The 17,162-nt window shown below is 63.4% G+C and carries 12 protein-coding genes, 2 tRNA genes and 2 rRNA genes; 12 read left to right on the forward strand and 4 right to left on the reverse strand.

Going from position 1 to position 17,162, the window contains the following annotated elements; all coding sequences use genetic code 11:
- Positions 1 to 41: 41 nt before the first annotated feature.
- A complete protein-coding gene (locus K8I61_02810; GenBank protein ID MBZ0270942.1) occupies positions 42 to 1,787 on the reverse strand; it encodes a hypothetical protein in 1,746 nt (581 codons plus the stop codon).
- A 271-nt stretch (positions 1,788 to 2,058) separates the two neighbouring features.
- Here K8I61_02810 and K8I61_02815 point away from each other — a divergent pair, with 271 nt between their 5' ends.
- Positions 2,059 to 2,208: a hypothetical protein gene (locus tag K8I61_02815; protein ID MBZ0270943.1), complete on the forward strand. Its 150-nt coding sequence runs from the start codon at positions 2,059 to 2,061 to the stop codon at positions 2,206 to 2,208.
- A 14-nt stretch (positions 2,209 to 2,222) separates the two neighbouring features.
- Here the strand turns inward: K8I61_02815 and nadD are convergent, their stop codons facing one another.
- Positions 2,223 to 2,882 carry a nicotinate-nucleotide adenylyltransferase gene (gene nadD / locus K8I61_02820; protein ID MBZ0270944.1) on the reverse strand — a complete coding sequence of 220 codons (660 nt, stop codon included), beginning with the start codon at positions 2,880 to 2,882 and terminating at the stop codon, positions 2,223 to 2,225.
- A gap of 225 nt (positions 2,883 to 3,107) precedes the next feature.
- Here nadD and K8I61_02825 point away from each other — a divergent pair, with 225 nt between their 5' ends.
- The 4 genes from K8I61_02825 to larC all read left to right on the forward strand — a co-directional run bounded on the left by K8I61_02825 (position 3,108) and on the right by larC (position 6,166).
- Positions 3,108 to 3,584, forward strand: a complete 477-nt coding sequence (locus tag K8I61_02825; protein MBZ0270945.1) for a hypothetical protein — start codon at positions 3,108 to 3,110, stop codon at positions 3,582 to 3,584.
- Positions 3,585 to 3,974 carry a hypothetical protein gene (locus K8I61_02830; GenBank protein ID MBZ0270946.1) on the forward strand — a complete coding sequence of 130 codons (390 nt, stop codon included), beginning with the start codon at positions 3,585 to 3,587 and terminating at the stop codon, positions 3,972 to 3,974. It abuts the gene before it with no gap.
- Between the two features lie 78 nt (positions 3,975 to 4,052).
- A complete protein-coding gene (gene larB / locus K8I61_02835) occupies positions 4,053 to 4,832 on the forward strand; it encodes a nickel pincer cofactor biosynthesis protein LarB (protein MBZ0270947.1) in 780 nt (259 codons plus the stop codon).
- Positions 4,829 to 6,166 carry a nickel pincer cofactor biosynthesis protein LarC gene (larC, locus tag K8I61_02840; GenBank protein ID MBZ0270948.1) on the forward strand — a complete coding sequence of 446 codons (1,338 nt, stop codon included), beginning with the start codon at positions 4,829 to 4,831 and terminating at the stop codon, positions 6,164 to 6,166. Before larB ends, larC begins: the two co-directional genes overlap by 4 nt.
- On the opposite strand, the gene K8I61_02845 is transcribed toward larC, so the two are convergent.
- Positions 6,139 to 7,869: a S8 family serine peptidase gene (locus K8I61_02845; protein MBZ0270949.1), complete on the reverse strand. Its 1,731-nt coding sequence runs from the start codon at positions 7,867 to 7,869 to the stop codon at positions 6,139 to 6,141. The genes larC and K8I61_02845 overlap by 28 nt on opposite strands.
- 322 nt (positions 7,870 to 8,191) lie before the next feature.
- On the opposite strand from K8I61_02845, the gene K8I61_02850 reads away from it, so the two are divergent.
- The 3 genes from K8I61_02850 (at position 8,192) to K8I61_02860 (ending at position 9,800) form a co-directional block, all read left to right on the forward strand.
- Positions 8,192 to 8,698, forward strand: a complete 507-nt coding sequence (locus tag K8I61_02850; GenBank protein MBZ0270950.1) for a hypothetical protein — start codon at positions 8,192 to 8,194, stop codon at positions 8,696 to 8,698.
- Between the two features lie 183 nt (positions 8,699 to 8,881).
- Positions 8,882 to 9,289, forward strand: coding sequence for a hypothetical protein (locus K8I61_02855; GenBank protein ID MBZ0270951.1), 408 nt, complete (start codon positions 8,882 to 8,884; stop codon positions 9,287 to 9,289).
- Between the two features lie 79 nt (positions 9,290 to 9,368).
- Positions 9,369 to 9,800, forward strand: coding sequence for a hypothetical protein (locus K8I61_02860; protein ID MBZ0270952.1), 432 nt, complete (start codon positions 9,369 to 9,371; stop codon positions 9,798 to 9,800).
- Positions 9,801 to 10,014: 214 nt separating this feature from the next.
- On the opposite strand, the gene K8I61_02865 is transcribed toward K8I61_02860, so the two are convergent.
- Positions 10,015 to 12,498, reverse strand: a complete 2,484-nt coding sequence (locus tag K8I61_02865) for a penicillin acylase family protein (protein ID MBZ0270953.1) — start codon at positions 12,496 to 12,498, stop codon at positions 10,015 to 10,017.
- Positions 12,499 to 12,982: 484 nt separating this feature from the next.
- On the opposite strand from K8I61_02865, the gene K8I61_02870 reads away from it, so the two are divergent.
- From K8I61_02870 to K8I61_02885, 4 genes are all read left to right on the forward strand, one after another.
- A 16S ribosomal RNA gene (locus tag K8I61_02870) occupies positions 12,983 to 14,545 on the forward strand.
- A 175-nt stretch (positions 14,546 to 14,720) separates the two neighbouring features.
- Positions 14,721 to 14,794 (forward strand) — tRNA-Ile (locus tag K8I61_02875).
- Positions 14,795 to 14,807: 13 nt separating this feature from the next.
- A tRNA-Ala gene (locus K8I61_02880) sits at positions 14,808 to 14,880 on the forward strand.
- 192 nt (positions 14,881 to 15,072) lie between these two features.
- Positions 15,073 to 17,162: ribosomal RNA gene (locus K8I61_02885) — 23S ribosomal RNA — on the forward strand; the annotation flags it as partial.

The raw sequence follows: 17,162 nt of genomic DNA on the forward strand, positions 1-17,162 counted from the left end.
GGGCCGGGCGCGTTATCGGCGACGAAACGGTTGTCGGAAATTCAGACCGGACGATATCGCCGCTTCAACCGATACCCCCCAAACACCAGGCAACCCACGACCGCGAGCCACGTAATCCAAAGGCCGATCCGCACGGCGCCGGACGAGTGGCGGAGCACGACGTGATGTTCGCCCGCGACCGGCAGGCGCACGCCGAGGATGCCGCGGGGACGCACGACGCGGCCAAGGCTCGCCGTCCAATCCCGGTCATGGTTGCGGTTCACGGCCACCACCGCGTTCGGGCGCTCGGTCGTCGCGGTGAACGAAATGACGCGCGCGCCGAGATGCGCGTTCGTCACGCGGCCGTGGCGATCCTCCACGCGGATCTCCGAGCGATGTTGCCGGTTGTAGCGAACCGCGCGCCCCTGCGAATAAAGCCGGTATTTTGGCGTGGCGCGTTGCGGTCCCCGGAATGCGGTCAAGGCGTTCGTCACGCCCTTGCCTTCCATCACATAGAGCGTCGGATGCAGATAGACCGGCGGGTCGCCTCCCGGAGGGCGCGTCACCGCGACCTGCGTCATGCGATCGGTGCGCGCGGAGGTGAGCAATTCGACAGGCTCGGGCGGCGCGGCCGTTCGCGGCAGGCGATCCAGATGCGCCACGAGTGCAAGCGCCGCGAGCCCGCCGGCGGCAAACGTCGCGGCGCGCGGATCCCAGCGCGACAGGCGATCGAGTCCGACGGCCACAAGCGGCGCGAGCGCGACGAGCAGGACAAACGGCGCCGCCGCATCCGGGCGGGCGATGGGGCGCAGCATCGCCGGCAGGGCGCGCACGCCGCCGCCGGGAAACGCGCCGGGCAAGAGCGCCAGAAAGAACATCGACGCGGCGAGCAGCCCCCACCCGCGCCGGTTAGCGTCGAGCGCCGCGCCGATTAGCGCGAAGGTCGCGATCACCAGAACGATCCAGCCGAACCCGCCCGGCGCCACGAGATCGAACAGGGCATCGGCGCGCGCGGGCAGGGCGACGACGTCGCGCGCGTGCCCCAGCGCCGCGGCGCGGACGTTGGAGGTCGTCCAGAGCTCGGAGGCGGGGATCCACTTCGCGGCCGCGAACAGCAGCGTAAAAAGCAAAAGCCAGCCGAGCCCCGCGCCCGCCGGACGCCTCTCGTCCGGGCGCATCAGCATGCGAAAAAGCGCCGCGAGAATGAGCGCGACGAGCGCGAACAGGACCAGCGATCCGCCCTGATAGGCGCCTAGCGCCAGCAGCGCGGCGGCGAGCGCGCCGCGCGTCCAGCGACCGTCGCCGGCGACCACGTATCCGAACGCGGGCGCGGTGAAGAGAATTTGCAGATCGAGCGGCGAGGAGGCGACACGATCGCGCACGAACCCCGACGCGGGCAGAAGGAGCGCGCCGGCGATCGACGCGAGAGCGCTTGCGCCCGCGCGCCGCGCGAACGAAAAAAGGGCGAGCGTGCCGACGATGATCGCGGCGAGCGTCTTCCATTTGGCCGCGCCGATCGGCGATAGCGGCAAAAGCGCGAGCGTCAGCGGCGAGAGGGTGCCGTCGGACGGATGCGCGCCAAGGGGCATGCCGCCGTCGACAAAGGGGTTTTGCGTCGCGATGACGCCGAATCGGTCGAGCGACGCGCGCAACGCGGCGTCAAATAGCGCCGCGTCGAGCCACGCGCGCATGCCGGCGTCGCCGGCGGCGGGCAGGGCGTCGTTCGGATTCAGCAGAAACGGAAACAGCAGCGCGACGCCGAGCGCCAGCGCCGCGTACAGCGCAACGTATCGACGCGGCGCGGTCACGCGCCGGTCCCGCGCGCGATCACACCCGTGGCGTGCGCCGGCACGTTATCTATATTTGTATCAAGGCTACCCGAATGCATGCGGCACGATCTTAGACGCAAAAACGGAATCGCCGAAAGGCCACGAATATTGCGAAACCGGCGCCGGCTCTCCGCTTTGACCCACGGCCCGCGGACGATCGCCCGCCGCCTTTCGCCGCCGTTTGACAGGCGAAGGCGCATCCGCTAAAAGCGGCAACCTTCATGCGCGGACGGCCGCGCCGGAGCAGACCATGGCCTCGAACACCAAGCAGACCGAATCGATTCGCAAGCGAAAGCATCGGCACTCCGGAAAGATCCGGAAGAAGAAGCTCGACAAGGACGGCACGACGCCCGTTTTTCCGGTTCACCCCGAATCGAAAAAAGCGACAAAACAGGGCTGACGGGCCGCGGCCTCTCAAGCCCGCGATTCGCCTCGATACAATCCGTGCGTTTCGATATACGCCGCGACCGCCGCGGGGACGAGATCCCCGATCGGCGCGCCGCGCCGGATACGTTCGCGCACGTGCGTGCTCGATACGTCAAGCGGCGGGATCTCGACCAGGCGAATCCACGCACCGGTTGACCGATCCGCGAGCGCGCCGTCCGCGTCCATCGAGAATGTATCGGCCGCGACGCCGAGCGATACGGCAAGCGGCTCCATCGGCCCGCCGGGCCGGCGCAGCACGCCCCAATCCGCAAGACGCAACACCTCCGGGAAACGATACCACGTGCCGATTTCGCGCCACGCATCCGTGCCGAGCAAAAAAACGAATCGCGCATCCGGCCGCGCGGCGGCGAGCTGCGTGAGCGTGTCGAACGTGTAACTTGATCCGCCGCGCGCGATCTCGATATCCGATGCCGAAAACGCGGGCTCGTCCTTGATCGCGAGCCTTACCATCGCCATGCGGTGAGCGCCGCTCGCGCCGTTTGACGGCTTGTGCGGGGGCAGGGCACTTGGGATGAAAATCACCTCGTCGAGGCTGAGCGCCTCGCGCGCGCGGGCGGCCGCGTGCAGATGCCCGAAATGCACCGGGTTGAACGTCCCGCCAAGAATGCCGATCGCGCGTTTTTGCACGCCGCATCTGTAGCAGCCGCGAGGGGAGCGGGCAACGCGATGCCGACGTCAGCCTTCCGTCGTCCGGCTCATGGACGCGGACGGGGCGACCGCTCCCTGACGGTCGCGGCTCCGTTTGGCACGCTCTCGCGCGTATTGACGATGTCGATCTTCTTTCCTCTTTCCTCTTTCCTCTTTCCTCTTTCCTCTTTCCTCTTTCCTCTTTCCTCATCTAGATTATCGCCCGTGAATCCGCCGTCCGTTTTTCTCGAAGATCTCGCGCGCCCGCTTGTGGTGATCCACGCGGTGTGCGCGTTCGCGTCCGCGGCGGTCGCGGTGCATCTTGCGCTGTGGGCGACAAACGGCATGCGGCGCGGCAAATACACGCTTCGCGGCGGCACATACGCGCGCATTCTCGCGATCGTTTTTGGCGCCACCATCGTCGCCGGATTTCTGGCGTATCCGACGTACCGCTACTTCACGCGCGCGATCTACCTTGACCGCCAAGAGCCCTGGGCCGCGAATCTTTTCGACATCAAGGAAAACCTCGGCTTGCTGCTTCTGCCCGTCGTAGCGATGGTGGTGATTCTGCAGCGCGCGGTACGCGGCGAATTCCGCCCGGGCGCCGGGCGCGTGCTCGTCATCGCGGCGTGGATGGCTGCCGCGGGGCTGATCGCGTGCGTCCTGTCGGGGCTGTTCGTCGTTCTCGCGAGGGGCGTGTAAATGGACGCGCGCCGTCTCGTCATCGTCGGGTCCGCCGCGACCATCGTCTACATCTGGGCTTTCACGTTCGCGATGATCGCCGGCTGGCCGGTGCCCTGGTACATGCTGCCCGAGGGCGACTGGAAGATTGCCTCAGGCATGCCGGGCGCGGTGGGGATCGACCTGTACGGCCGTTTTCTCATCGGCCTTGTCGCAGGTTCGATCGCCGGTGCTATCGCGTGGTTTGCGACCGGCCGCAAAAAAATCGGCGCGCCCGCATCGCCGGACATCCCAAACGCGGCAATCTGGGCGTTTGTCGTCGTCGCGGCGGCGATGCTGTATTTCGTCGTAACGCTGGCGATGCGCGATCCCCAGCCGATCCCGCTTCCGGAGTGGTACGTGCCGCGTTGATTGCCCGCGCGCGTGCCGCGCGGATATGATCGCGGCGCGCGCGCATCGTTTCGGTCGCGCCAAACAACGCGGAAGATCATGACGCCCGAAGAAATCCTCGCCCTGCTCAACGATGTCGCCGGCGGTAAGCGCACGCCCGCGGACGCACTGACGCGGCTCGCGAACATGCCGTACGAAGATTTGGAGTTCGCCAAGCTCGATCATCATCGCCTGATCCGGCGCGGATTTCCGGAGACGGTGTTCGCCCAAGGTAAAACAGTTGACGATCTCCTCGGCATTCTCGAACGCCTGCGGGAGCGCGGCGCGCCGATCCTGGCGACGCGCGTCGGCGACGAGGCGGCCGCCGCCGCGATCGCGGCTTTTCCGGACCTGACACATACCGTCCGCGCGCGAACGCTGCATCGCGGCGAAATGCCAAGGCAGGGACGCGGCGCGGTGCTCGTGCTGACGGCGGGGACGTCCGATATCCCCGTCGCCGAAGAGGCGGCCATCACCGCGCGCGTCTTCGGCAACGAGGTCGAGGTCATCCACGATGTCGGCGTCGCGGGGATCCATCGCCTGATGGCGGCCCGCGACGCGTTCCGGCGCGCGTCGGTCATCATCGTCGCCGCGGGGATGGAGGGCGCGCTCGCATCCGTCGTCGCGGGGCTTGTCGCCGCGCCGGTCATCGGCGTGCCGACGAGCATCGGCTACGGTGCGGACTTCGGCGGCGTCGCGCCTTTGCTGTCGATGCTGAACTCGTGCGCGGGCGGGCTGTCGGTCGTCAACATCGACAACGGTTACGGCGCGGCCGTCGTGGCCTCGCTCATCAACCGCGGCAATTTTGCCTGGCCGGCAAGCGGGGAGGGCGCGCCGTGACGACGCTCTACATTGACGCCTTCGGCGGCGCGTCGGGCGACATGTTGCTTGGCGCGCTGTGCGACCTGGGATTTGATCTGAACGAACTGCGGCCGGTGGCCGACGCGCTTGGGCTGCCGCCCGGCGCGCTCACCGTTTCGAGCGTCATGCGTGGCGCGCTCGCCTGCAAGAAAGTGCGTTTTTTGGTCGATGGCGAAGATCTCGATCACCCGGCGTCGCACGGCCACGATCATCACCACGATCACGATCATCCGCACGAACATCATTCCGGGCACGGGCACGATCATCACCACGATCACGATCATCATTACCACGGCGACCACGAACATCATCACCACGGCGACCACGAACACCGCTCGCCCGGGGATCTGCTCGCGATCGTCGATGCCGCGCCGTACGAAGATCGCATCAAGGACGACGCGCGCCGGGCGCTGAAATATCTTGCCGAGGCGGAGGCGAAGATCCACGGGATCGACGTAGCCGACGTGCTTTTTCACGAGGTCGGCGCCGCCGATAGTCTGCTCGATGTGATTGGCGTGTGCCTGGGCGTCGCGCGCCTTGGCGTCACGCGCGTTGTCGTTTCACCCATGCCGACCGGCGGGGGATTCGTCGATTGCGCGCACGGCCGGCTGCCGCTTCCGGCGCCCGCGACGCTCGCGTTGCTCGCGGGCGTGCCGACGCGCCCGGTCGACGCGGACGTGGAGTTGGTGACGCCGACCGCCGCGGCCCTCGTGCGCGTGCTCGCGGACGGTTTCGGACCCATGCCCGCGGGCGTCGTTCGCGGCGTGGGTTACGGCGCGGGCACGCGCGAGATGAGCGGCGCGTCGCCGAACGCGCTACGCGCCATTCTGGTCGACGAGGAGCCCGTGCCGGCGACTGACACGCTCGTCATCGAGACGAATATCGACGACATGAACCCGCAGCTATGGCCGTCGGTGTCCGACGCGCTGCTCGCAGCCGGCGCGCTCGACGTGGCGTGCGTTCCCGCACTGATGAAACGCGGGCGGCCGGGCCAGCTCGTGCAGGTGCTCGCGCCGCGCGACGCGCTCGAGGCGATCGCGGGCGTGTTGATGGATCAGACCCCGACGATCGGCGTGCGCTACCACGCCACGGACCGCATCGTCGCCGAGCGCGAAATGCGCCGCGTTTCCACGGACTTCGGCGAGGTGGCGGTGAAGGTGACGCGGCACGGCGGGCACGTTTCGAACGTGCAGCCGGAGTTTGCCGACTGCGAGCGTCGCGCCGCCGATGCGGGCGTGCCCGTGAAGGTGGTGCTGGCCGCGGCCATCGCCGCGAGTGCCAATCTCTACGAACGTCCGCCGCGCGATCGCTGAACGCGCGCGCGGGCCTCGCGGCGTTGCACCCGACGCGCGAAGCCGACGCCGATCGTCAATAGGCCGAGCACGAATACCGCCGACAAAGGCGGCTCACCGGAGGCGGCGCGGCATCCGCATCCGCCGTCCTCGGATTCGCGCGTGGGCGATTTGGGCGGATCGACGTTGAGCGTGAGCGTCGCGCTGTCGGCCTTGCCGAACTTGTCGATGACCGTGAGCACCACGTCGAACTCGCCGCCTTCCTCGAAGGTGAATTCGATCTCGACGCCGGTGCGCAAAACCATGTTCGGCAGGCTCCAGCGGTATTCCTCGATGTTCTGGTCCGGGTCGCTCGAGGCGGCGCCGGAAAAACGAACGGTCAGCGGCGCGCGGCCGTCGAGCTTGTCGGCGCCGGCGTGAGCCTCGGGCGGCTGGTTCGGGATGCCGTCGGCCAGCGCATCGACGGATGCGCGCGCGTCGATCTCGCCCCAGCCGAGCTCGACGGAAAATGCGTCGATCGGGCGGTGCGCCGTCTCGATCATCACCTGCGCGATGACTTCCGGATCGTAGTCGTCCGGCGTGAGCGAAATCAAAAGCGCCGCGAGACCGGCCGCGTGCGGGCTCGACATCGAGGTGCCGCTCGCCGCGAAATAGCCGCCGCCGTGTTGACTGCTCCAGCCTTCCTGCACGACGGACTCGCCGGGCGCGACGAGGTCGAGCGCGTCGCCGTAAGTCGAAAAATCCGAGCGCGCCGGCGCGTCGCCCGGCGAATGCGGGCGCGAGCTGCCGACCGCGATGACGGAGTCGTACGCAGCCGGGTATTCCACCTTGCCCTGCCCGTTGTTGCCGGAGGCGGCGAACAAAAGGACGCCCGCGGCGCGGGCATCCCGCGCGGCACGATTCGAGACGCCGGAAAAATCGCCGCCGCCCAAAGACATATTGATGACGTGCGCGCCGTTGTCTTGCGCATAACGGATCGCGTCCGCGATGTCGGAGTCGTAAGCGCCGTCGTCGTGATCGGGAAAAACCTTCAGTGGCATGAGGCGCGCATCAGGGGCGATGGACGCGCATCCGATCCCGTTATTCGTCTTTTCGGCCACGATATTTCCGACGAGGGTGCCGTGGCCAAGGAAGTCCGTCGGGTCGTCGTCCTGGTCGCGAAAATCGTAACCGGCGACGACCTTCGCCGCGTCCGACAATTCGTCACGGTATCCGCTGTCGATCACGGCGACGATGACGCCCTCGCCGCGCGCGTAATCCCACGCGTACGGCATACGAATCTGCCGTAAATTGTCCTGGTATTCGCCGTAGAGCGGGTCGTTCGGATCGAAGTCGAAAAGCTCGTGGCGCCAGTCCGGCCACGCACCAAGGACGCCAGGCCGCGAGCGCGCCGCTTCGATCGCCTCGCTGACGGACATCCCGTCCGGCACGCGGGCGACCAAAAACGCGGCTTCCTTCGCTTCGATGGCCGATTTGGGTGCCGGATGCGCGGCTAGTGAAAGGCGCGTTCCGTCCAGGTACGAAACGCGATCGGCGACAAGGCCAATGGACTCGATCGCGGCGATGGCGTCGATCGCGGTCGACGCGGGTTCGACAAGAATGCGATCCGCGGCGGCGATATGGCCATCGATTTCGACATCCGCGGCAAGCGCGCCCAGGGCGAGACAGGCCAGCAGGACGATAGACAAACCGGCCGTCGCGGCCGTTTTTTGAACGAAATTCATGGATGGGCTGCCTCGTTTAAGGACCGGCGCGCCGCCGCAGCAGAACTCGGGCGGCGGCGCTGCGAATTTGATCCGTAAGTTTCCGCTATTGAGCGCCTATCGTCAAGAATATCCCCGGAATTCATGATCGGTTTCGCGAATCACAAATCGCGACGCGCGAAAGATTATTTTCGGTTGCACGGCCCGCCGAATTGCCGCTTGAACATTCCCATGGGAAATGCGTTGTGGAAGGCTCGAAATCCGTTCGCGCGCCCCGGATGGCCTTGGGGCAGGGGCACTTTAACAGGGCGCGGATGTTTTATTTCTCGAAAGGAGTTATCTGATGCGTATGTCATTCAAATATGGAGCCATTTTGATCGCGCTCCTTTTTGCGTTCGCGGCTTTGGAAGGTTGCGAATGTAATGTCGATGACGAGGATGACGACGACGACGAGGTCGATTTCGAGCCCTGCGATGACGACGAGGATAATCCCGATTGCGATGACGACGGTGACGACGACGATGACGACGACGACGACGACGATGACGATATGACCGACGACGATGGCACGGACGACGACACGGGCGGCGACGACGACGACGACGAATTCCTGCAGACCTGTTTCGACGACTGCTTGCAGTTCCTTCAGGAATGCGCCGGTATCGATGAGGAGGACGCCGGAGACTGGTGCGACTTCTTCTTTGATATGGGCTTCTCGGACTGCAACGAGATCGGTTTCGAGCACTTCCTGGAGTGCATCCACGGAGACTTCGATTGTGAGGATTGGCTGAACTCGTTCAATACCTGCTTCAACTCGATGAACGAATTGATCGAGGAATGCGAGGATTAACGGGAAGTTAGCCGACTTCCTGGTGGTCTTGAACCGGCCCGGTTTTCAAAGACCGGGCCGGTTTTTTTGCGTATCGTGGACAAGTTCGTACGGATTGCGCCGCGCCGCCGTTTCCTGTAAACAACGCCGAACACACAGAACGTTGAACGGTACGTACCGTTCACCAACTGGAGGGACTTCGACATGAAGTGGAACTGGTTTGCGTTTATGGCGCTGATCGCGATGTTCGCGATGGCGGTGGGCGCGGGTTGCTCCTGCGGCGACGACGACGACGACGATGACGACGATGACGATGATGACGACGATGTCGGCGGCGATGACGACGACGACGATGACGCTGGAGACGATGACGACGGAATCGGACAGGCGTATGACGACTGTGTCGCTTATTATGAAGGCTGCGGGCTAACCGCCGATCAGGCCACAACGGCCTGCAACTATCTCGACACATATGCGGATCTGTGGAACGACTGCCTCGACGCGGCGCTCGCCAATCTGTTTGATTGCCTCGACGCGGCCGGCTGCGAAAACTCCGCGGCGCAGACCGAGTGCAGCAATCAGTGGGCGACCGAAGCCACGGCGTGCTTCTAAACCTGTCTGACGAGTAGAGATTCGGGAGACGTCCGCGGCCTCGCGCCGCGGGCGTTTTTTTATCGGAGGGAGCTTTTTCATGACGGCGATGAACCGACTGATCCTGGCGATGTTTGTCGTGGCGATTCTCACCGCGTCGATCCTCGCGTGCGGCGACGACGACGACGATGATGACGAGGACGATCAGCCTGACGCCGACGACGATGCCGTTGACGACGATGCGGATGACGGCGACGACGACGCGGCCGACGACGACGATCCGCCCTCCGCGGCGGAGCAGGCGACGCAGGAGTGCCTCGACTTTTTCCAGGGATGCGGGATGACCGCCGACGGCGCGAGCGTCGAGTGTGACTGGATCCGCTCGTGGGAGGAGAAGTGGGACGCGTGCGTCGAAGCGGCGATCACCGACTTGATCGACTGCCGCGTCGCGGCGGGGTGCGACAACAAGGAAGCACAGGATCTCTGTACGGGCGACTGGATCAGCGCGTCGTTGGAGTGCACGAGCGCGTAGCTGTCAGCTTTCGGCAATCAGCTCTCAGCGATCAGCCGCACGGGCCCGGGAGCGCAGGCGTCCCGCCTGCTTCGATTGCGATTCGTCGGGAGCGCAGGCGTCCCGCCTGCTTCGGAAAGCGGCGCAGCGGGAAAGCTGACGGCTGACGGCTGACGCCCGCGCTTCTTTGCCGAGCTGGAGCTCGGCGTTCCCAGGGCGGACGGCCCGCACCCGCCTACGGCGCCAACGTCAGTCGGCCGACGGCGCCGGCCTCGTAGGCGGCCTCGTCCATCTCGACGCGCCAGAGACTTCCCGCTTGCCAGTCGCCCGCCGCGTTCGCGTAATACCGCGTGCCGGGCCAGCCCGACTGGCCCACGTCGATGATCATGAAGGATGTCTCCGGGTGCGCCATGTCCACCACGTGGCGGAAAACCGGACCCGCGGCGACGGGCGAGGTGAAATCGTCGGTGTGCGCGCTCTTGGCCGCCCAGATCGTTCCGCGCTCGCCGGGGATCGGCAGCGGTCCGACGTTGAAGAAACCGCCAATTCCCCCCACGCTGCCGAACGGGTGCTTGAAGGTGATCTGGTGCACCGTTCCCCAGGTCCACGCAGCCGGGTCGTCGCCGTATTTCACGGCGAGCCCGTTGATTGCGGCCTTGAACGCGGCGACGAGGATATCGTCGCGCGTCTCGACCGCGGGCGTCGTCTTGTCGTCAAACACGCGCGCGTTCGGAACTTCGCGCCACAGGCGATCGAAGAAGCCATAGATGTAGTGGATGTTATTCAGCACGCCGAAAAGGCGCGGCGACAGGTCGTCCGCGAGCGTCATCGTCCAGGCCCGCCCGTAGGTCTGGTAAAAGATCGTAGCGCCCGCGGAATCCTCGCGCGCGTGCAGATCCCACGAACGCAGGATGCCGGCGGCGAATCGTTCGCGTTCCGTCAGTTCCGCGGATTCGAGCGCCGCCAGCAGCGCCGGGCGAAGGGACTCGCCCTGCTTGGAATAGGTATCCGCCTGCATTTCGCGCATGCCGTCCGCGTCCCATTTTTCGCGCGACGCCAAAAGCTCGCGGATGCGCGCGGCGCGGTAGCCCGGCGAGGCGTCGTACGAATACGGCCAGGGATAGGCGTTCGGATGAACCACCTTGTTGTTCGCGGTGACGATCATGCCCGACGAAGGATCGAAGAGCTGCGGAATCTCGTTGGCGGCGATGTACGGTCCCCATTCGAACTCGTCCGTCCAGCCGGGCACGGGCCGCGTGCCGTCCCATCCCACGCGTTGCGGCACGCGCCCGGCAGGGTAGTAGCCGATGCCGCCGGAGGTATCCGCGACGAGCCAGTTCTGGATCGGCGCGTGCCAGAAGCTCATGGCGTCGCGGAACTCGGCGACGGTGGTCGCGCGCGCGACGAGCATCATCGCGCGGTAGTCCTCGGAGCCGTCGTCCATCGCGGAACGCAGCGCAACGACGCCCCCGCTTTTGGGCATGCCGTCGAAAAAGTCGTCCATCACCGCGCCGTGCCGCGTGCGCCGAAGGGTGACGCGATGCTCCTCGAACTTGCCGCCGTCTTTCACGCGAATCGTCTCCACGCGCGTTTCGAACGCCTCGGAACCGTCGGGCGTGAGATAACGATTCGGATCGTTCGGGTCCAGGCGCTCGAGGTAGATATCCTGCGTGTCGGCGAAGGTCGTCGTCGCCGCCCATGCGAGGTGCCGGTTGTGGCCAAGGATCACGAGCGGCGTGCCGGGGATGGTCACGCCGATGGCGTCGAAGTTCGGCGACTTCAGATGCGCCATGCAAAAGATCGACGGAACGCCATGCGCGAGGTGCGGATCGTTCGCCAGGATCGGCTTGCCGCTTGCGCTGCGCGACCCGCTGATAACCCAGTTATTCGACGCCTCCGCCGGCGCGTAGAGCGAAAGCACGGACGCCGCCGATCCGTGTGCGCCGGCGATCGCGAGCGCCGCGTCATGCCAGGGTTTGCGGTCGAACACGGTCGCTTGCGAGGTCTCGATCCTCAATCCTCGATCCTCGATCCTCGACTCGATGATCGCGGGACCGGGCTCGTCGATGCGCGGGAAGGTTTCCTCCGCGACGTCTTCGCCGAGTTCCGCGGCGAACGAAAAGCGGATCAGCTCGTGTGGCATGTTGAGTGCAAGGCCAAAGCCTGTCAGCCGGCCGACCGCCACGACGTGCGCGGGCGTCCACGGTTCCGGTTCGACATCCAGCAGACGCAACTCGATCGGGCGCTCGCCGTTTTCGATGTACGCGTTGATGCCCGCGGCGTACGCAAGGGCCAGGCGCCGGGAATCGTCGTCCATCGCGGCGGCCTCGCGGTCGCCCATGCGCCCGACGCCAAGTCCGCGCATCCATCGGTCGATGGCGAGCGTGTCGGCAAGCAGCGCGCCGTCGGGCGAGCGTTGGTTGCCGAACATCTCCGACAGGCGGCCGTAGGCGGCGCGGCGCATGAGTTCCATCTGGAACAGGCGCTCGCGCGCGTGGACGTATCCGAGCGCGGCGAGCGCGTCCGCGTCGGAGGCGGCGTCGATGTGCGGGATGGCATGTTCGTCGAACGTGATCGATACCGATTGCGCAAGCGCGGCGAGTCGAATCTCGCCGGTCAAAGGAGGCGAGTCCGGTGACATGCGATAGCCGACATATCGGCTGGACGCGCAGGCGCTCGCGAACAGGAATAGCGAGACAACGGCCAGGCGGCGGATCATGCGTCCTCCGGTTGGAATTTTCACGGCAGGTGTATTTGTTCCGTGCGCGCCCGCGGCGTCAACCGCCGGGCTCCGCGAGTGAGCTTATCCAGTATTTCCGGGGGATTTCCGGGCATTCGGCCACACCGGCGGGTCGCGAGAAAGAATTTTCGGGATCGCGAAGCGACCGCTTGACGCGGGAGTTCCATTTGCGTATAAACCTCGCCCCTGCCATGGGGCGTTTCGACTCGCCGGTCGAGAAAAAGCCAAAAAAAACGGCAAGCGCGCCAGGGCGGATTAGCGTTGACAATGCGGGTGGGTATCGCTACCGTAAGCCATGCCCGCCGAGGTCTCGGAAGCGGGCGGCATTTAGCGTGAGCAACGCGAAACAATCCCGAGAACCGGTCTTTGAAATCTGAATAGCGGAAATCAACGTGCTATTAAGGTGCCCCAACCATGTCAGTCATGGAGCTAACACGAGAGCTGATCTCGTGTGCACAGGATTCAACTGGAGAGTTTGATCCTGGCTCAGAACGAACGCTGGCGGCGTGCCTAACACATGCAAGTCGTACGAGAAAGCCCCTTCGGGGGTGAGTAAAGTGGCGCACGGGTGAGTAACACGTGGGTAATCTACCCTTAGGTTCGGGACAACCGCTGGAAACGGCGGCTAATACCGGATAAGCCCACGAGGCCATCAGGTCTCGCGGGAAAAGGCGGCCTCTTCATGAAAGCTGTCGCCCGAGGATGAGCCCGCGCACCATTAGCTAGTTGGCGGGGTAACGGCCCACCAAGGCAGTGATGGTTAGCTGGTCTGAGAGGATGATCAGCCACACTGGAACTGAGACACGGTCCAGACTCCTACGGGAGGCAGCAGTGGGGAATATTGCGCAATGGGGGAAACCCTGACGCAGCAACGCCGCGTGGGTGAAGAAGGCCTTCGGGTCGTAAAGCCCTGTCTGGGGGGAAGAAGTGGCATATGGCTAATATCCATGTGCTTTGACGGTACCCCTGGAGGAAGCACCGGCTAACTCCGTGCCAGCAGCCGCGGTAATACGGAGGGTGCGAGCGTTGTTCGGAATCACTGGGCGTAAAGCGCGTGTAGGCGGACGATCAAGTCCGATGTGAAATCCCCGGGCTTAACTCGGGAACTGCATTGGAAACTGTTGGTCTTGAGTACGGGAGAGGGAAGTGGACTTCCTGGTGTAGAGGTGAAATTCGTAGATACCAGGAGGAACACCGGTGGCGAAGGCGGCTTCCTGGACCGATACTGACGCTGAGACGCGAAAGCGTGGGTAGCAAACAGGATTAGATACCCTGGTAGTCCACGCCGTAAACGATGAGTGCTAGGTGTTGGAGGTATTGACCCCTTCAGTGCCGACGCTAACGCATTAAGCACTCCGCCTGGGGAGTACGGTCGCAAGACTAAAACTCAAAGGAATTGACGGGGGCCCGCACAAGCGGTGGAGCATGTGGTTTAATTCGACGCAACGCGAAGAACCTTACCTGGGCTTGACATCCTCTGCTCGCCGTGGAAACACGGTTTTCTCCAGCAATGGAGACAGAGAGACAGGTGCTGCATGGCTGTCGTCAGCTCGTGTCGTGAGATGTTGGGTTAAGTCCCGCAACGAGCGCAACCCTTGTTCTTAATTGCCATCGGTTCGGCCGGGCACTTTAAGAAGACTGCCGGAGGTAAAGCCGGAGGAAGGTGGGGATGACGTCAAGTCCTCATGGCCTTTATGCTCAGGGCTACACACGTGCTACAATGGCCGGTACAAAGAGTCGCGACATCGCGAGGTGAAGCTAATCTCAAAAAGCCGGTCTCAGTTCGGATTGGAGTCTGCAACTCGACTCCATGAAGGTGGAATCGCTAGTAATCGCGGATCAGCATGCCGCGGTGAATACGTTCCCGGGCCTTGTACACACCGCCCGTCACACCATGGGAGTTGATTGGACCAGAAGTCGCTGGGCTAACCCGCAAGGGAGGCAGGCGCCTAAGGTCTGGTCAGCGACTGGGGTGAAGTCGTAACAAGGTAGCCGTAGGGGAACCTGCGGCTGGATCACCTCCTTTCTAAGGATTTTCGGCCTTCGGGCTTAAGATTCTGGTCAATCACCGAAATAGTGCGCCGCTATTCAGATTTCAGGGACCGTTCCCGGTCGCGCCCCCGGACATCCGACGGGCGCCGCTCTTTGAACGACGATCGAAGCGACGGGCGCGATCACGCGAGGCGGACCGCTTCTTCCACGGGCCTATAGCTCAGTTGGTTAGAGCGCACGCCTGATAAGCGTGAGGTCGGTGGTTCAAATCCACCTAGGCCCACTTTCCGGTTCCTGGGGAATTAGCTCAACTGGAAGAGCGCCGCCCTTGCACGGCGGAGGTTGCCGGTTCGACTCCGGTATTCTCCAACGTGGACCCTGGCCGACCTTTGGCCGAGCCGACAGGCGGACCGCAAGACCGCAGGACCCGGCCCGTCGCCGCGATAGACGAGATCCGCGTGGACGCGCCCAGCCGGGCGCGCCGACTCGGCTTTCGAGAAAATCGCGCGCTCCTTGAAAAGTGAATATCGCAACGGGTTAGACAATTTCGCCAATTTGCTTGGTGAAGCACGAAAGGGCACACGGTGGATGCCTAGGCGACAAGAGGCGATGAAGGACGTGGCAGGCTGCGAAAAGCCTCGGGGAGCTGCCAAACAAGCTTTGATCCGAGGATGTCCGAATGGGGAAACCCTCCCAGAGTCATGTCTGGGAAACCGTCGGTGAATCCATAGCCGCCGGTGGCGAACGAGGGGAACTGAAACATCTAAGTACCCTCAGGAACAGAAATCAATGAGATTCTCCTAGTAGTGGTGAGCGAACGGGGAACAGCCTAAACCGCACCTATGTCAAGCCGGCAGGCGTTGTAGGAGCGGGGTCGTGGGACAGGGCTTGATATCGCTGCCGCGATATCGGGAAGTTACAAACTTCGATCGTAGTCGAACGGCATGGGATGGCCGGCCAGAGAGGGTGACAGCCCCTTAGACGAAATGAAACGAAGCTTCCTTGCCTTGTTCCCAAGTACCGCGGGACACGAGAAATCTTGCGGGAATCCGGGAGGACCATCTTCCAAGGCTAAATACTCCTTGTCGACCGATAGTGAACCAGTACCGTGAGGGAAAGGTGAAAAGTACTCCTGTGAGGAGAGTGAAATAGTACCTGAAACCGCGTGCCTACAAAACTGTGGGAGCCTGGGCGCTTCGGCGCGCCGGGTGACTGCGTACCTTTTGCATAATGGGTCAGCGAGTTACTTTCCGTGGCTAGGTTAAGCCGTCAGGTGTAGCCGAAGCGAAAGCGAGTCCGAATAGGGCGTCAAGTCGCGGGGAGTAAGCCCGAAACTGGAGTGATCTATCCATGGCCAGGTTGAAGCAGGTGTAACAACCTGTGAAGGACCGAACGGACTGATGTTGAAAAATCAGCCGATGAGCTGTGGATAGGGGTGAAAGGCCAATCAAACCCAGAGATAGCTGGTACTCCCCGAAATATATCTAGGTATAGCCTTGAGTTAGACAATCGGAGGTAGAGCACTGGATGGACTAGGGGCCCCACCAGGTTACCAAACCCAACCAAACTCCGAATGCCGATTGCTTGATGCTCAGGAGTCAGACGGCGGGAGATAAGTTCCGTCGTCGAGAGGGAAAGAGCCCAGACCGCCAGCTAAGGTCCCCAAATTCATGCTCAGTGTCAAAGGAAGTGGAACCGTTCAGACAACCAGGAGGTTGGCTTAGAAGCAGCCATCCTTTAAAGAAAGCGTAATAGCTCACTGGTCGAATGGGGCTGCGCCGAAAATTCAACGGGGCTAAGCATGATACCGAAGCTGCGGGATTCCGCGTAAGCGGGATCGGTAGGGGAGCATTCCGTACCGGTGAAGGTGGATCGTGAGGTCCGCTGGAGGGAACGGAAGAGAGTATGCTGACATGAGTAGCGAGAAAAGGGGTGAGAAACCCCTTCGCCGAAAACCCAAGGATTCCTGGGCAAGGTTAATCCGCCCAGGGTTAGTCGGTTCCTAAGCCGAGGCCGAAAGGCGTAGGTGATGGAAAGCAGGTTAATATTCCTGCACCGGTCTTGTCTGACAAAGTCGCGATGGGGGGACGTGGAAGGATACGCCTACGAGCTGTTGGATTAGCTCGGCCGCTACGTAGAGGGAAGGTCCAGGAAAATCCGGACTTTCTTAACCTCAAGGGACGCGGGGAAGTGCGCCTTCGGGCAAACCAACTGGCCGACTCCATGCCACCAAGAAAAGCCTCTAGCGAAGACAGGGCCGTCCGTACCGGAAACCGCCACAGGTGGGTAGGTAGAGAATACCAAGGCGCTCGAGAGAACCATCGTTAAGGAACTCGGCAAAATGACACCGTAACTTCGGGATAAGGTGTGCCCTCGTTACGTGAAGCCCCTCGCGGGTGGAGCGGAAGAGGGTCGCAGAGAAACGGCTGTAGCGACTGTTTACTAAAAACACAGGACTCTGCAAAGTCGCAAGACGACGTATAGGGTCTGACGCCTGCCCGGTGCCGGAAGGTTAAGGGGAGCTGTCATTCCACTTCGGTGGGAGAAGCGGCGAACTGAAGCCCCGGTAAACGGCGGCCGTAACTATAACGGTCCTAAGGTAGCGAAATTCCTTGTCGGGTAAGTTCCGACCTGCACGAATGGCGTAACGA

The organism is bacterium, from assembly GCA_019912885.1.
GTDB lineage: Bacteria > Lernaellota > Lernaellaia > JACKCT01 > JACKCT01 > JAIOHV01.

What these genes read in the sequence shown, in the direction of transcription:
- K8I61_02815 (MBZ0270943.1), top strand. Translation starts at nt 2,059, where the DNA reads ATGGCCTCGAACACCAAGCAGACCGAATCGATTCGCAAGCGAAAGCAT.
- K8I61_02830 (MBZ0270946.1), top strand. Translation starts at nt 3,585, where the DNA reads ATGGACGCGCGCCGTCTCGTCATCGTCGGGTCCGCCGCGACCATCGTC.
- larB (MBZ0270947.1), top strand. Translation starts at nt 4,053, where the DNA reads ATGACGCCCGAAGAAATCCTCGCCCTGCTCAACGATGTCGCCGGCGGT.
- K8I61_02845 (MBZ0270949.1), bottom strand. Translation starts at nt 7,869, where the DNA reads ATGAATTTCGTTCAAAAAACGGCCGCGACGGCCGGTTTGTCTATCGTC.
- K8I61_02850 (MBZ0270950.1), top strand. Translation starts at nt 8,192, where the DNA reads ATGCGTATGTCATTCAAATATGGAGCCATTTTGATCGCGCTCCTTTTT.
- K8I61_02855 (MBZ0270951.1), top strand. Translation starts at nt 8,882, where the DNA reads ATGAAGTGGAACTGGTTTGCGTTTATGGCGCTGATCGCGATGTTCGCG.
- K8I61_02860 (MBZ0270952.1), top strand. Translation starts at nt 9,369, where the DNA reads ATGACGGCGATGAACCGACTGATCCTGGCGATGTTTGTCGTGGCGATT.
- K8I61_02865 (MBZ0270953.1), bottom strand. Translation starts at nt 12,498, where the DNA reads ATGATCCGCCGCCTGGCCGTTGTCTCGCTATTCCTGTTCGCGAGCGCC.